We start from the raw sequence: 13,339 nt of genomic DNA on the forward strand, positions 1-13,339 counted from the left end.
AGTCACGCTGGCGCGGCATCGCGCGCAGGGAGCACGGCGCGGCCGGGACGGCTATAAGCGATCCGAAAGTTTAACATAACGAGCAGAAGCAGCAGGATCGCAGCCCCGCCGTTATGCGCGACCGCAATGGGCAACGGCCATTGCAGAACGATGTTCGACAGCCCGGTGATGAACTGGATCAGCACCACCAGCAGCACGCCGTTGGCGGGGCGCCGCAGCGACTCGAAGCGGCGCAGTTTCAGCGCGAACCACACCAGGTACGCGACCACGACGATGGCGAATGTGCGGTGGGTCCAATGAATCGCCACCAGCGCATCCTGCGTGATCATGTCGCCGTCGCCGGTCATGCCGAGCGCGCGCCACAGGTGGAAGCCGTGCGTGAAGTCCATCGGCGGGACCCATTGGCCGTTGCAGGTCGGGAAATCCGTGCACGCGAGCACCGCGTAGTTGGTGCTGACCCAGCCGCCCAAAGCGATTTGCGCGATCAGCAGCACCAGACCCGCAATCGCCGCCGCGCGCCAGCGCGCCGCTTCAGGCTCGTAGGCTGGCAACGGCGTTTGCCGCGCGGCCAGCCAGCCGAGCGTGCCCAGCAACGCGAGACCGAGCAGCAAGTGAGTGGTCACGATGATCGGTTGCAGCTTCATCGTCACGGTCCAGGCGCCGAACGCGCCTTGCACCAGAATCAGCAGCAGCAACGAGGTCGGCCACCACGGTGACACATGCAGCGGACGCCGCTTGATGCGCGCCGTCCACGCGATCACGGTCTGCGCGATGATCAGCACGCCGATCGCCATCGCGAAGTAACGGTGGATCATTTCGATCCAGGCCTTCGTCATGCTGACCGGTCCGGTGGGCATCGCCTGATGAGCGGCCGTGATCGCCGCATGCGCGATAAACGGCGACGAGGTGCCGTAACAGCCCGGCCAGTCCGGACAGCCGAGCCCGGAATCGGTGAGCCGCGTGAAGCCGCCGAACATCACCAGGTCAAGCGTGAGAAAGGTGGTGAGCCAGACCAGCTTGCGGAATTTGTTGTCGTCTGCCTTGACCCATACGTAGGACAGCGGCAACAACGCGATACACAAGCCGATCAGAGCCAGTTGCAGTACGAACATCTCTCTTACCTATATTGCGGCATCAGCCGATGCGCGACCATTTGAGCAGCTTGGTCAGGTCGCCTTTGATCTTGCTGGGATTCGGATCTTTCGGAAAACGCATCATCAGATTGCCGTTCGGATCGACCAGGTAGATGTGCTCGGTGACTTTAGTGCCGTTGTCCGTGGGCAGCCACGCGGACACCTGCGCCGGATCGGCAATCATCATGTCGGTGTCGGGATACGCCTTTTGTATCACGTCAGACACGTTGCCTGCATCGGTGCGTAGCCACACTTCCACGACGCGCTCGCGCTCCGGGCCCTGAGCTGCGCGGATTTGTCGCATGAAGTAGAGCTTGGTGACGCACGCTTTGTCGCACGCGCTGTTGTCGACGGAAATCATCAGCCAGTGGCCGCGCAGCGTGGCGAACTTGACGGGCTTGCCGTCCTCGCCGGTGACCGTCAGCGAATCGGGGATCGGACGTTGCGGTTCGACTAGCGTGCCGTAGCTCGAGGTGCCGCCGGCCGGCTTGATCACGTAGTACATGAAATACGACACTGCTATCGGTGCGCCGCAGATGATCGCCACCAGCAGCAGCATCCACCGGCCGCGTTGCCACGAGCCTTTGCCGTTGGGTTGGCCGGGTACGGCGCGGGGTGCTGCGGGTTTGCCGGCTTGCGGCGAACGGGGAGATTGCGTCGACACTACGGACCTCTTTCAATGATTGCGCGGCTTGCGGCTCGAACCTGGGCCACAAGCCGCATGTGCTGCATTACGCGCCCGGCGCGTGCTCTTTCTTCGCGGCGCGGCGCGCGGCATACAGGCCGAAGACCAGCGCGGCGGCCGCCATGCCCCACCACTGGAACATGTAGCCGTAGTTGCGCTCGACGCCTTCAGTCGGCGCGGGCCAATCGCGCACCAGCTTGTCGCCGTCGTCGCTCAACTGCTGAATCACGAACGATTGCAGCGGCAGCCCGGTTTCCGCAGCGTACGCGGCGACATCCAGATTCTGGCGGATCAGTTGATGCTCAGCCGAGCCGCCGTGCCCCAACTCGTACGCGCGCGAAGCGTCGGCACGGGCAATGCCTTCGATTTCAATTTCGCCTTGCGGCGTCGTATACGGCGCGATGGTTTCGCGATTATTCATATTGCGCGGCAACCAGCCACGATTGACCAGCACGTAACCGCCGCCGGCCAGTTTAAAAGGCATCACGACGTAAAAGCCCGGCTGGTCGTTATACGGACGATTATCGAGGTAGACGACCTTGTCCGCGACGAAACTGCCACGCGCCTTCACGCGATGAAACTCGATGTCCTTCAACTGAACCGGTGCGCCGCTCACCGGTTGCGCGGGCGCATTCTCGAACTGCGTGATTTGCGCTTCGAGCGCTTCCTTTTGATGCGCGCGGTCGCGCTGCCAGAAACCCAGCCGCACCGTTACCACCATCACCAGCAGAATCAGCAGCACGGGAACGAGGCGAAACTTCATCGCGCACGCTCATCAGCCGCGTGCGGCGCAACAGGGAACGACCGGCAAACGCACGCGCGCGGTGCGATAATAAACATCTTGCCTCTGCGCTTTCCGGTTTCAGCTGGTTCCATGCACATTCTCGTTCCCATCGCCTTCGTCCTGATCATCGCCAGCATGGTGTCGGCGCTGTATTTCATGATGCATGACAAGGGCAAAACCAAGCGGATGGTCTGGTCGCTCGCCACGCGGGTGGGCCTGTCGATCTCGCTGTTCCTGTTCATCCTCTTTGCTCACTGGATGGGCTGGATTCAGTCGACCGGTATTCCTTACGGGCGCTGAGCCCGGCGGAAAAATCTCCACGCCGCCAAACAAAACGCCGCCCTGACAGGGTCGAGGGCGGCGCTGCGTAAGTCTCACGTACTGCTGTCTTGCGTTGTTTCTCGTACGCCGCGCCCTGAAGAATCCAGCGCGAACGGCCTGCACGCATTCCGAGGTTCTCGGTCGGTGCAGGCGAGACTGCGTTACAGCCAGTACACGACGACGTACAGTCCGAGCCACACGACGTCCACAAAGTGCCAATACCAGGCCGCGCCTTCGAACGCGAAGTGATGCTCTGCCGTGAAGTGCCCGCGAATCATACGCGCCAGCACAACGGCCAACATCGTACCGCCGAGAAACACGTGGAAGCCGTGGAAGCCGGTCAGCAGGAAGAACGTCGAACCGTACACGCCCGAATTCAGCGTCAGATTCAGTTCGTTGTACGCGTGGAAATATTCGAAGCCTTGCAGGAACAGGAAGCAGACGCCAAGCACGAGCGTTGCGGCCAGCCAGATGATCGCCTTCTTGCGATGATCTTCACGCAGCGCGTGGTGCGAGACCGTCAGCGTCGCGCCCGAGGAAAGCAGCAACGCCGTGTTGATGGTCGGCACCGGCCACGGTTGCATCGACTTGAAGGTCGAGACCAGCGCTGCCGGACCGTTGTTCGGCCACACCGCCGAGAAGTCCGGCCAGATCAGCTTGTAATCGAGGCTGCCCAGTTGATGCAGCGCGATTTCACGCGCATAGAACAGCGCGCCGAAGAATGCACCGAAGAACATCACTTCGGAGAAAATGAACCAGCTCATGCTCCAGCGATACGACTTGTCGACGTTCTTGCCGTACATGCCGCCTTCCGACTCGGCGATCGCGTCGCCGAACCAGTGCCACAGCGTAAAGAGCAGCCACAACAGACCGGCCACAACGCCGATCGGCGCCCAGTCGTGTTCGTTGATCCAGGCCGCAAGCGATCCGAGCATGACCAGCAACCCAGCAGCGGCGCTGATCGGATGCCGCGACGGATGCGGTACGAAATAGTACGGGCTCTCGTTTTGACCGCTCATTCTTGATTCTCCACTTCAGTCCAGTTGTTCCGGAAGCTCCGGCTGTATCTTCGGCGGCGCGTCGATACCGCACCGCTTCGCTCTAATTTCCGGGCGCTGCTTTGCCCGATTCTACGCGTGCGTCTGGCGCTTCAACCTACTACGGCGCGCACGATCAGAATCAGCGCCACGATAAAAATGGCCGCGCAGATCAATGCTGCCGCGATCACGTGCAGCGGGTTCAGCTGCGTGGCGTCCGCCTCCAGATCGCGACGCTTGCGCACCCCGAAAAACGACCAGAACACCGCACGCATCGACTGGCCAAAACTGCTTTTGCGCGGGCTGCCGCCGTTATCGCTCATCTCGTTTCTCTTTCCTTCGCCGGCGGCGCGAACCGTCAGGCAGGATTGGCTGCCGTGGCTGCCGCGCTTTTATCCGCGCCTGTTGCCGTATTGGCTGTGGGCGCCGCACTTCCGGCCGTCGCCGCTGCCGGCGTATTCAATTCAAAGAACGTGTACGACAACGTGATCGTTTTCACGTCCTTCGGCAACTTCGGATCGACCACGAATACCACCGGCATCCGCCTGGTCTGATTCGCCGTCAAAGTTTGCTGCGTAAAGCAAAAACACTCGATCTTCTTGAAGTACTCGGTGGCCTGCTTCGGCGCGTAGCTCGGAATGGCTTGCGCCTGAATCGTGCGCGCCTGTTCGTTGCTCACCTCGTACATCACCGTCGTCACTTCGCCTGGATGCACGTCGAGACTGCGCTGCTCCGGTTTGAAACCCAGCGGGCCGCGCGCGTTCGCATCGAATTCGATCGAAATCGTGCGGCTCGTGTCCACCTGCGTATTCTTCGCCTCGCGCACCGTGGCATCACGCTGCACAAGGTTGTTGATGCCGGTGATCTGGCAGATCGCCCGATACATCGGCACCAGCGCGAAACCGAAACCGAACATCATCAACGCGACGACGAACAGCTTGATCAGCATCGAACGGTTAAAAGAGCGGTCGGCCTGAGCCGGCGGTTGCGTCGACATCTCAATCCTCAACAAGCCTGCAAACTGACTCGAACTACCCGGTCAGGTGAACCACTTCTGATGAATGATGACGCTCGCGAAAAAGACCGCGGCGATCACGAACATCACGAAACCGATCCGCCGGTTGCCCGCGCGAATCTGCTCGGGCGTACGTCTTTCTTGAGGATTGCGCGTCATGCTCGACTTTTTGAATACTTTTCGTGACTACGGATGCCGCCACGACTTTCCTGACCGCCAGCTCCGGTAGCGAACTGCTGCGCCACCCGAGCCGGCAATCTCACCGTGCGTCGATTACTCGACGGTCGGCGGGTTTTCGAACGTGTGGAACGGAGCCGGGCTCGGCACGGTCCATTCGAGGCCCGTTGCGCCGTCCCACGGCTTGTCGCCAGCTTTTTCGAGTTCGCCGCCGCCACGGTAGGCCGGCAGTGCAACCGCGAACAGGAAGTAGACCTGCGCCAGACCAAAGCCGAACGCACCGATCGAGATGACCTGGTTCCAGTCCGTGAACTGTGCCGGGTAGTCAGCATAACGACGCGGCATGCCTGCGAGACCGACGAAGTGCATCGGCAGGAACGCGAGGTTGAAGAAGAACAGCGACGCCCAGAAGTGGATCTTGCCGCGCGTCTCGTTGTACATCCAGCCGGTCCACTTCGGCGCCCAGTAGTACCAGCCGGAGAACAGCGCGAAAAGCGAGCCCGCCACCAGCACGTAGTGGAAGTGCGCGACCACGAAATAAGTTCCGTGATACTGGATGTCGAGCGGGGCCATTGCCAGCATCAGACCCGACAGGCCACCGAACGTGAACACGATCAGGAAGCCGACCGCGAACAGCATAGGCGTTTCGAAGCTCAGCGAACCGCGCCACATCGTCGCGACCCAGTTGAACACCTTCACGCCCGTCGGCACGGCGATCAGCATGGTGGCGTACATGAAGAACAGCTGGCCCGTCACCGGCATGCCGGTGGCGAACATGTGGTGCGCCCAGACCATGAACGACAGAATCGCGATCGACGACGTTGCGTACACCATCGAGCTATAGCCGAACAGCGGCTTGCGCGAGAACGCCGGAATCACCTGCGACACGATCCCGAACGCCGGCAAGATCATGATGTACACCTCGGGGTGCCCGAAGAACCAGAAGATGTGCTGGTACATGACCGGGTCGCCGCCGCCTGCCGCGTTGAAGAACGACGTGCCGAAGTGACGGTCGAACAGCACCATGGTGATCGCGCCCGCCAGCACCGGCATCACGGCGATCAGCAGGTAGGCGGTGATCAGCCACGTCCAGACGAACATCGGCATTTTCATCAGCGTGAGGCCGGGTGCGCGCATGTTCAGGATCGTCACGACGATGTTGATCCCGCCCATGATCGACGAAGCACCCATCAAGTGGACCGCGAAAATCGCGAAGTCCATGCCCGGGCCCATCTGCGTGGAGAGCGGCGCGTACAGCGTCCAGCCCGCAGCGGTCGCGCCGCCTGGCGCGAAGAACGAACCGACCAGCAGAACAGCCGCCACCGGCAGAAGCCAGAAGCTGAAGTTGTTCATGCGGGCGAATGCCATGTCCGATGCGCCGATCTGCAGCGGCACCATCCAGTTCGCGAAGCCGACGAAGGCCGGCATGATCGCGCCGAACACCATGATCAGGCCATGCATGGTGGTCAACTGGTTGAAGAACTCGGGACGCATGATCTGCAAGCCCGGCTCGAACAGTTCGGCACGAATCATCAGCGCCATCACGCCCCCGGAGAGGAACATGGTGAACGAGAAGATCAGGTACAGCGTACCGATGTCCTTGTGATTGGTTGCGAACAGCCAACGGCGCCAGCCATGCGGCGTTTCGTGGGCATGGTCGCCGTGCACGTGTTCGTGGCCTGCGACTACATCGTGTCCGATGCTAGACATGACAATCTCCTAAAGCGAATACTGCGGTGCTGACCATGAACACGTCAGACAGCCGGGCTGATCTGAACACGCCGGGCTTCTTTCGCGTCGCTGCCGCCCGTGATCGTTTCCGGCTTCTTCAAAATAATATGGTCTTCGGCAATGCCGGCTGCTTTCAACGCGTCGCGCACGGCTTCGGCACGGCTCTTCGCGAGTTTCGCGTTGAGGTCGGCGGAACCGGTGGCGTCGGTGAAGCCCGACAGCGTGAATTTCGCATCCGGATGCGCTTTTGCGTAGGCTGCGGCTGCGTCGACTGCCGCTTTCGCGTCGGCCGGCAGCGTGCTCTTGCCGGTGTCGAAGTAGATGCTCGCCGGGAGTGCCGCTTGCGTTGCCGCGCTGTCCGAACCGGCCGCTGCCGGTGCCGACGCTGTTGCCGCTTCCGCGCCCGAGGCGCCGGATGCTGCCGCTGCGCCGCTCGCTGCCGCGCCTGCGTCGGCCAGATGGTTGCCGCCTTCCGGCAGCTTGCCGTTGCGGGCGTCGGCCACTTGCTTCGGCTGGAGAATGTCGCCGGTGTGGTTGCCCCACGAGTTACGTTCGTACGTGACCACCGAAGCGATCTCGACGTCGTTCAGCGTAGGCGCCCACGAGGGCATCGCATTCTTGCCCTTCAGCACCAGGCTGACGTGCTCGGCGATCGCGCCGTTGGCGATCTTGCTGCCGTCGAGCGCCGGGAATGCGCCTGCACCCTTGCCGGTCGGCTGGTGGCAGACCGCGCAGTTCGCCGCATAGACCTTGCCGCCGCGCTCCATCAGCTCGGCCATCGTGTACGTCTTGTTGGGATCGTCCTGGCCAGCGGCCATTTTCTTCTTCTGCGTGTCGACCCACTTCGCGTAGTCGTCGGCGGAGAGCACTTCGACCACCACCGGCATGAACGCGTGTTCCTTGCCGCACAGTTCCGTACAGAAGCCGCGGAACGTGCCGACCTTGTCAGCCTTGAACCACGTGTCGCGCACGAAGCCCGGGATCGCATCCTGCTTCACGCCGAAAGCCGGCACGTACCAGGAGTGGACCACGTCGTTCGCGGTGGTGATGATGCGGATTTTCTTGTCGACCGGGACGACCAGCGGATTGTCGACTTCCTGCAGATACGTGGTGGAAATCGGCTCGCGGCCATCCGTTTCCGCACGTGGCGTGGCCAGCGTGGACAGAAAGTTGATGCCTTCGCCCGGGCCCTTCACGTAGTCGTAGCCCCATTTCCACTGGTAGCCGGTGACCTTGATGGTGACGTCGGCGTTGGTGGTGTCTTTCATCGCGACCACCGTCTTGGTGGCGGGCAGCGCCATCAGCACGACGATGATGAACGGCACGATCGTCCAGATGATTTCGACGGTAGTGCTTTCGTGGAAGTTGGAAGCTTTGTGGCCTTTCGATTTGCGGTGAGCAAAGATCGAATAGAACATCACGCCGAACACGCCGACGAAGATGACCAGGCAAAGAACCAGCATGAACATGTGGAGGCTGAAGAGCTCCTCAGCGATCTTGGTCGCAGGCGGCTGGAGATTGATCTCGTTGACGGCGGGGCCGCCCGGAACATCGCCCACTGCCAGGGCCGCACCGGCGAAAAGCAGACCGCTCATCGCCAGCACGCCCATGAGGGCTCGCTTGATTGTTTTCATAGCTTCCTTACCCAAATTTTCCATTCAAACCCTCGACCCCGCTGGCAGGTTGCCTCGCGCTCCCCGTGAACGCCGCGCGACTCATCGCATTAACAACGCGTGAGCCACATACGCAGTTCGCCTGCGAACTGCGCGCGCCGATACTGCGCGAGATGTTGCCCGATCATGATCGTCTGCCCGCGCGAGACCAGTTTGATCTGGTCACGCGGTGTTGCGCCCGCCTCGATCCGCACCCAGCGCGGATTGAACTCGAACTGCGTGAGTTGCTCGGCGCTGACCTGCTCGATGACGAGCCGGTTCTGAAACAACCGGATGCGCTCGTAATCCACAGCATGACGCGCATATATGGCAAACGCGATGCCCACCGCCAGCAATTCGATACCGGTGAACGGCAACACCAGCCAGGCGCCGACCAGAACCAGCATGAAAGCAATTGCCAACGAGAACAACGCTAGCGACACGTAGAAATACACGAACTGCCGCGGCGATATCGAACAGTTGCGTTTCATCGTCCAGTCTTTCAGAACCGGTTCTGAATCCGCCAGCAGATCTGATGCTTCCATCGCTGCCTCCCGCCGATTGTCTCCAATCGCCGCCAGCGCCAATCTTCGCAGCCATTATTCCGGCCGTTCGATCACCGCCGCGCTATCTTATCTTGCTGCCCTGTGCCTCGGGCCTGCCGCCCCAAATGTGGGAACTCCGGGCGACAAACTGACGCATTATAGGCGCGATCCATAGCATCCACAAGCAAGCCCCCATTGGCCCACAAGCCACGCGCGACAAGCCTCCGCGCCGTTTTGACGCACCTTTTGCGCGTCTTTTGAAGCGGTAATTTCAGACATAACAGATGTCGTCTTTACCGCCCCGGCAATTCTTCAACGATTCCTCGACGAACCTCGTCCAATGTCCTCGATTCGCACGATGCCGTGACCCTCGGCCGTGGTACGCGGCACGGCTTTCCATGCGTGTCCGTAGATCACTTCGAAGGTCAGCGCGATCGTGCCGTCGGCGCGCCGGCGGGCTTCGAGGGCCGCGAGCAAAGCCTTGTGCAGCCGGCGCGCCGCGGCGCTCGACGACGCTTCGCGCTCGAATGGATAGGCGCCCCAGCGGCGCACGTCGGCGAGCAGCGACTGCGGCGACTTATAGGTAATGGTGAGGACTTCCTGGTCCATCACGGGGATTTCGAAGCCGCTTTCGACCAACATGTCGCCGAGATCGTGCATGTCGACGAAGTCGATCACATGCTTGCGCGAGGGGACGCCATGCGCGGCCTCGACTTCGGCATAGGCGCCGCGCAATTCCTTGAGCGAGTCGGGACCGAGCGTGCTGAACATCAACAGGCCGTTGACTTTCAGCACGCGCTGCCACTCGGGAAACACGAGATCGGGCCGCGAGTGCCAGTGGAGCGCCAGATTGGACCAGATGAATTCGAAGGCGCCGGCCGCGAACGGCAGCGCCGAAAAGTCGGCTTGGGCGAAGCGCGGACCGCGGGCGCCAAGCGCCTTGCCGAGCGATGCCGGCAAAAAGCGCCGCCAGCTCGTGTCGCCGGAATCGTGCTGGAGCGCGCGCGTGAGCATGCCGTGCGAGAGGTCGGAGCCGAACACCGGCGCTTCGGGAAAGCGCTCGCGCAGAGCGGGAATGTCTTCGCCCGCGCCGCAGCCGGCGTCAAGCACGCTCGCCGGCATGACCTTGATGAAGTCGAGACGCTCGCGCATACGTTGCGCGATCTCGCGCGGCAGGAACGCGACCTCGTCGAAAGTCGCTGCGCGACGGTCGAAGATCCGCCGGAGGCGCCGGGAATCATAGGCCGGACGGCCAGTTTGAGCGGAAGTTGGGGACATGGGTGTCGTGCTGGCGTGGAGCACGAAGTATACTCGCTCGCTTCTTTCCATTCAGCGTGAAGGGCCTTCGCGGGCGGTTCCACCGTGTCATTCCGACCCATTTCATCATTTTCCGGCGGCAGATTCGCGCGCTTCGCGAGCGGCTTTCGTTCAGCCTGGCCGCGCGTCATGCACGCGGCGTTGCCGAATCTCTGCGCGTTATGCGGCAATTTGTCGCATACGACGCTGTGCCCCGGTTGCGACGACGCCTACTGGAACGAAAGCCGCTTGCGCTGCACCGTCTGCGCAGTGCCGTTATCCCATTCGCGATGGGCGGCTTACGCGCAATATCGCTGCGCGGATTGCATCGGCGAGCCGCCACCGTTCGACGCGACCTTCGCCCTCGCCGACTATCGGGCGCCGCTGGATACGCTCGCGGTCGGCCTGAAATTTCGCGCGCGGCTGATGCTGGCGCGCGAGTTCGCACAACGGCTCGCGCGTCTTGCGGAGGATTCCTGGCAGGACCACGCCGAATGGCCGGACGTGATCGCGCCCGTGCCGCTGGCCAGAAAACGGCTCACCGAGCGCGGCTATAACCAGGCTTGGCAGATCGCCAGGCCGCTGGCCCGGGCGCTGAAGTTACGCAGCGACGCCACCTTGCTGGATCGCGTGATTCACACCGCGCCGCAGTCCAGGCTCGATCTCGACGCCCGCCGCCTGAACGTAGGCCGCGCCTTCAAGGTCGCTGGATCTGTCCAAGGCCTGCACGTCGGCATCGTCGACGATGTGATGACGACCGGCGCCACGCTCGAAGCGCTGGCGCGCACGCTGAAGGCAGCCGGCGCTCGGCGGGTCACCAACTTCGTCGCGCTGCGCACGCCGAAAAACTAGTCTCCACCTGAGCTCACCATGTTCAATGTCGTTCTCGTAGAACCGGAAATTCCGCCGAACACCGGCAACGTGATCCGCCTGTGCGCCAACACCGGCGCTCGGCTGCATCTGATCGAACCGCTCGGCTTTCCGCTCGACGACGCCAAGTTGCGCCGCGCCGGCCTCGACTATCACGAGTACGCGCAAATGAACGTGCATGCGGATTGGGCGGCGTTCATCGCCAGGGAAGCGCCGGACCCGGCGCGCATGTTCGCCTTCACCACGCGCGGTTCGGGCCGCTTTCACGAGCACGCCTTCCAGTCCGGCGACTGGTTCGTGTTCGGCGCCGAAACGCGCGGCCTGCCCGACTTGGTGCTCGACCAGTTCGCCAATGAGCAACGCGTGCGCCTGCCCATGCGGCCAGGCAACCGCAGCCTGAATCTGTCGAATACCGTTGCGATTGTTGTGTTCGAAGCGTGGCGTCAGACCGGCTTCGACGGCGGCGCCTGACGGCGTTTCAATTCGGCTTCGTAGCGCGCGAACATGGCGTCGTCGAAACAGGCGAACACCACCTGTTCCATTTGCGGCGTGCGCGGCAACGTGTCGAGCACCGTGCCGACCGCGATCCGCACCGCCTGATCAGCGGGGAAATGGTAGATACCGCAACTGATCGCGGGAAACGCAATGCTCTTGCACTGCGCCTCGCGCGCCACCTCGAGCGAGCGCTGATAGCAGGACGCCAGCAGGTCGGCTTCGCCATGCGTCCCGCCACGCCAGACCGGGCCGACTGCGTGAATCACATGTCTGGCCGGCAGGCGGTAGCCGGCGGTCAGCTTCGCGTCGCCGGTCGCGCAGCCGCCGAGCGCCTCGCACTCGCGCAGCAACTCTTTGCCGGCCGCGCGATGAATCGCGCCATCCACGCCGCCTCCGCCCAATAACGACGTATTCGCGGCGTTGACGATCGCATCCACGGCGAGCGTGGTGATGTCGACCACGCGTGCCTCCAGCGTGCAACGATTGAATCTGAGCATGGGAACCTCGCTGATCCGAAGCGTCGATAAAACGTGGACAGCGCGAGCAGGCAGCCGTTCAGCGCTTTGGCGCGCTAAACGGCTGAAAGACAAGGCTTATTCGGCTTTGGAGTCGCGCCGCAGCAGGGCGCTGACGGCGTCGCGCGGCGCCACGCCGTCGAACAGCACGGCGCAGACCGCCTGCGTGATCGGCATCTCGATGCCATGCGCGCGAGCAATCGCGAGCACGGCTTGCGCGCAACGCACGCCTTCGGCCACGTGACCGAGGGCGCCGAGAATATCCTCCAGCGTGCGGCCCGCGGCGAGTTGCACGCCGACGGTGCGATTGCGTGACAGATCGCCGGTTGCGGTCAGGATCAGATCGCCCAGGCCGGTCAAACCGGTGAACGTTTCCGCGCGTCCGCCCAGCGTCACGCCGAGGCGCGACATTTCGGCGAGACCGCGCGTGATCAGCGCCGCGCGTGCATTCAGACCGAGGCCGAGGCCGTCGGCAATGCCCGTTGCAATGGCCAGCACGTTTTTCACCGCACCGCCCACTTCCACACCGACGACGTCGTCGCCGGTATAGATGCGCATGGCGCCGTGATGAAACGCGGCGACCGTGCGCTCGCGGCACGCCGCCGACGCACTCGCGATGGTCAGCGCGACCGGCAAGCCCTGCCCGACTTCGCGCGCGAAGCTCGGGCCGGACAGCACGCCGTTGCTGCCATGTCCCGGCAATTCGGCCGCGACCACCTGATGCGGCATCAGTTGCGAATCGGCTTCGAAACCTTTGCACAACCACACCACATGGGCCGGCACTTTGCCCGCGTCGCGCATCGCCTGAAACAGACCGCGCAGTCCGGCCACGGGCGTCGCCACGACGCATAACGCGTCGTCGGCGAGCGCATGGTCGAGCGCTGCGTTCAGATCGGCTTCATAGCGAAGCGAAGGCGGCAAAGCAACGCCCGCCAGATAGCGGGCGTTTTCGTGCGAAGCGGAGAGCTCGGCCATGAGCGCGGGCTCGCGCCCCCACAACACCGTGTCGTGCCTGACGGCCAGATGGCCGGCGAGGGCTGTGCCCCATGCGCCGGCGCCGAGGACAGCAACCTTCATAGCCGG

At 62.8% G+C, this 13,339-nt stretch carries 16 protein-coding genes; 3 read left to right on the top strand and 13 right to left on the bottom strand.

Annotation, left to right across the window (positions count from 1 at the left end; translation table 11 throughout):
* Window positions 1-2 precede the first annotated feature (2 nt).
* The 3 genes from B0G82_RS04240 to B0G82_RS04250 form a co-directional block, all read right to left on the bottom strand.
* Entirely contained in the window at window positions 3-1,112 is a 1,110-nt protein-coding gene (locus B0G82_RS04240; RefSeq protein WP_121306737.1) for a COX15/CtaA family protein, read from the bottom strand.
* A gap of 22 nt (window positions 1,113-1,134) precedes the next feature.
* A complete protein-coding gene (locus B0G82_RS04245) occupies window positions 1,135-1,797 on the bottom strand; it encodes a cytochrome C oxidase subunit I (RefSeq protein ID WP_121306738.1) in 663 nt (220 codons plus the stop codon).
* Between the two features lie 67 nt (window positions 1,798-1,864).
* The gene (locus B0G82_RS04250) at window positions 1,865-2,581 is read right to left on the bottom strand and encodes an SURF1 family protein (protein ID WP_116118887.1); all 717 of its coding nucleotides are present in this window, start codon (window positions 2,579-2,581) and stop codon (window positions 1,865-1,867) included.
* Window positions 2,582-2,692: 111 nt separating this feature from the next.
* Between B0G82_RS04250 and B0G82_RS04255 the strand changes: the two genes are divergently transcribed.
* Window positions 2,693-2,902, top strand: a complete 210-nt coding sequence (locus B0G82_RS04255; RefSeq protein WP_007179452.1) for a twin transmembrane helix small protein — start codon at window positions 2,693-2,695, stop codon at window positions 2,900-2,902.
* A 182-nt stretch (window positions 2,903-3,084) separates the two neighbouring features.
* Here B0G82_RS04255 and B0G82_RS04260 read toward each other — a convergent pair whose 3' ends face one another.
* From B0G82_RS04260 to B0G82_RS04290, 8 genes are all read right to left on the bottom strand, one after another.
* On the bottom strand, window positions 3,085-3,942 hold the full coding sequence (locus B0G82_RS04260) for a cytochrome c oxidase subunit 3 (RefSeq protein ID WP_106282185.1): 858 nt from the start codon (window positions 3,940-3,942) through the stop codon (window positions 3,085-3,087).
* A gap of 131 nt (window positions 3,943-4,073) precedes the next feature.
* The gene (locus B0G82_RS04265) at window positions 4,074-4,283 is read right to left on the bottom strand and encodes a DUF2970 domain-containing protein (RefSeq protein WP_091796857.1); all 210 of its coding nucleotides are present in this window, start codon (window positions 4,281-4,283) and stop codon (window positions 4,074-4,076) included.
* A gap of 35 nt (window positions 4,284-4,318) precedes the next feature.
* A complete protein-coding gene (locus B0G82_RS04270; RefSeq protein ID WP_106282187.1) occupies window positions 4,319-4,957 on the bottom strand; it encodes a cytochrome c oxidase assembly protein in 639 nt (212 codons plus the stop codon).
* Between the two features lie 42 nt (window positions 4,958-4,999).
* A complete protein-coding gene (locus tag B0G82_RS40365; RefSeq protein WP_097391202.1) occupies window positions 5,000-5,134 on the bottom strand; it encodes a cytochrome oxidase small assembly protein in 135 nt (44 codons plus the stop codon).
* Between the two features lie 114 nt (window positions 5,135-5,248).
* Complete coding sequence (gene ctaD, locus B0G82_RS04275) at window positions 5,249-6,862, bottom strand: cytochrome c oxidase subunit I (RefSeq protein WP_116118885.1); 1,614 nt, start codon at window positions 6,860-6,862, stop codon at window positions 5,249-5,251.
* 44 nt (window positions 6,863-6,906) lie between these two features.
* On the bottom strand, window positions 6,907-8,541 hold the full coding sequence (gene coxB, locus B0G82_RS04280; RefSeq protein WP_116143079.1) for a cytochrome c oxidase subunit II: 1,635 nt from the start codon (window positions 8,539-8,541) through the stop codon (window positions 6,907-6,909).
* Window positions 8,542-8,606: 65 nt separating this feature from the next.
* On the bottom strand, window positions 8,607-9,080 hold the full coding sequence (locus tag B0G82_RS04285) for a DUF2244 domain-containing protein (protein WP_116143081.1): 474 nt from the start codon (window positions 9,078-9,080) through the stop codon (window positions 8,607-8,609).
* Between the two features lie 312 nt (window positions 9,081-9,392).
* The gene (locus tag B0G82_RS04290; protein WP_121306739.1) at window positions 9,393-10,358 is read right to left on the bottom strand and encodes a methyltransferase domain-containing protein; all 966 of its coding nucleotides are present in this window, start codon (window positions 10,356-10,358) and stop codon (window positions 9,393-9,395) included.
* 168 nt (window positions 10,359-10,526) lie between these two features.
* Between B0G82_RS04290 and B0G82_RS04295 the strand changes: the two genes are divergently transcribed.
* Together B0G82_RS04295 and trmL are read left to right on the top strand one after the other, a co-directional pair.
* Window positions 10,527-11,228: a ComF family protein gene (locus B0G82_RS04295; protein WP_116143085.1), complete on the top strand. Its 702-nt coding sequence runs from the start codon at window positions 10,527-10,529 to the stop codon at window positions 11,226-11,228.
* An 18-nt stretch (window positions 11,229-11,246) separates the two neighbouring features.
* Complete coding sequence (trmL, locus tag B0G82_RS04300) at window positions 11,247-11,717, top strand: tRNA (uridine(34)/cytosine(34)/5-carboxymethylaminomethyluridine(34)-2'-O)-methyltransferase TrmL (protein WP_121306740.1); 471 nt, start codon at window positions 11,247-11,249, stop codon at window positions 11,715-11,717.
* On the opposite strand, the gene B0G82_RS04305 is transcribed toward trmL, so the two are convergent.
* Window positions 11,690-12,238 (bottom strand): O-acetyl-ADP-ribose deacetylase, encoded by a 549-nt coding sequence (locus B0G82_RS04305; protein WP_121306741.1) that lies wholly within the window; start codon window positions 12,236-12,238, stop codon window positions 11,690-11,692. The two genes, trmL and B0G82_RS04305, sit on opposite strands and share 28 nt — an antisense overlap.
* A 96-nt stretch (window positions 12,239-12,334) precedes the next feature.
* The gene (locus tag B0G82_RS04310) at window positions 12,335-13,333 is read right to left on the bottom strand and encodes an NAD(P)H-dependent glycerol-3-phosphate dehydrogenase (protein ID WP_121306742.1); all 999 of its coding nucleotides are present in this window, start codon (window positions 13,331-13,333) and stop codon (window positions 12,335-12,337) included.
* Window positions 13,334-13,339: the final 6 nt, after the last annotated feature.

The organism is Paraburkholderia sp. BL17N1 (genome assembly GCF_003634175.1).
GTDB lineage: Bacteria > Pseudomonadota > Gammaproteobacteria > Burkholderiales > Burkholderiaceae > Paraburkholderia.

Bases quoted from the DNA above. Each gene is read 5' to 3' on its own strand.
- B0G82_RS04240 (WP_121306737.1), bottom strand. From the start codon at position 1,112: ATGTTCGTACTGCAACTGGCTCTGATCGGCTTGTGTATCGCGTTGTTG.
- B0G82_RS04250 (WP_116118887.1), bottom strand. From the start codon at position 2,581: ATGAAGTTTCGCCTCGTTCCCGTGCTGCTGATTCTGCTGGTGATGGTG.
- B0G82_RS04255 (WP_007179452.1), top strand. From the start codon at position 2,693: ATGCACATTCTCGTTCCCATCGCCTTCGTCCTGATCATCGCCAGCATG.
- B0G82_RS04260 (WP_106282185.1), bottom strand. From the start codon at position 3,942: ATGAGCGGTCAAAACGAGAGCCCGTACTATTTCGTACCGCATCCGTCG.
- B0G82_RS04265 (WP_091796857.1), bottom strand. From the start codon at position 4,283: ATGAGCGATAACGGCGGCAGCCCGCGCAAAAGCAGTTTTGGCCAGTCG.
- B0G82_RS04270 (WP_106282187.1), bottom strand. From the start codon at position 4,957: ATGTCGACGCAACCGCCGGCTCAGGCCGACCGCTCTTTTAACCGTTCG.
- B0G82_RS40365 (WP_097391202.1), bottom strand. From the start codon at position 5,134: ATGACGCGCAATCCTCAAGAAAGACGTACGCCCGAGCAGATTCGCGCG.
- ctaD (WP_116118885.1), bottom strand. From the start codon at position 6,862: ATGTCTAGCATCGGACACGATGTAGTCGCAGGCCACGAACACGTGCAC.
- coxB (WP_116143079.1), bottom strand. From the start codon at position 8,541: ATGGAAAATTTGGGTAAGGAAGCTATGAAAACAATCAAGCGAGCCCTC.
- B0G82_RS04285 (WP_116143081.1), bottom strand. From the start codon at position 9,080: ATGGAAGCATCAGATCTGCTGGCGGATTCAGAACCGGTTCTGAAAGAC.
- B0G82_RS04290 (WP_121306739.1), bottom strand. From the start codon at position 10,358: ATGTCCCCAACTTCCGCTCAAACTGGCCGTCCGGCCTATGATTCCCGG.
- B0G82_RS04295 (WP_116143085.1), top strand. From the start codon at position 10,527: ATGCACGCGGCGTTGCCGAATCTCTGCGCGTTATGCGGCAATTTGTCG.
- trmL (WP_121306740.1), top strand. From the start codon at position 11,247: ATGTTCAATGTCGTTCTCGTAGAACCGGAAATTCCGCCGAACACCGGC.
- B0G82_RS04305 (WP_121306741.1), bottom strand. From the start codon at position 12,238: ATGCTCAGATTCAATCGTTGCACGCTGGAGGCACGCGTGGTCGACATC.
- B0G82_RS04310 (WP_121306742.1), bottom strand. From the start codon at position 13,333: ATGAAGGTTGCTGTCCTCGGCGCCGGCGCATGGGGCACAGCCCTCGCC.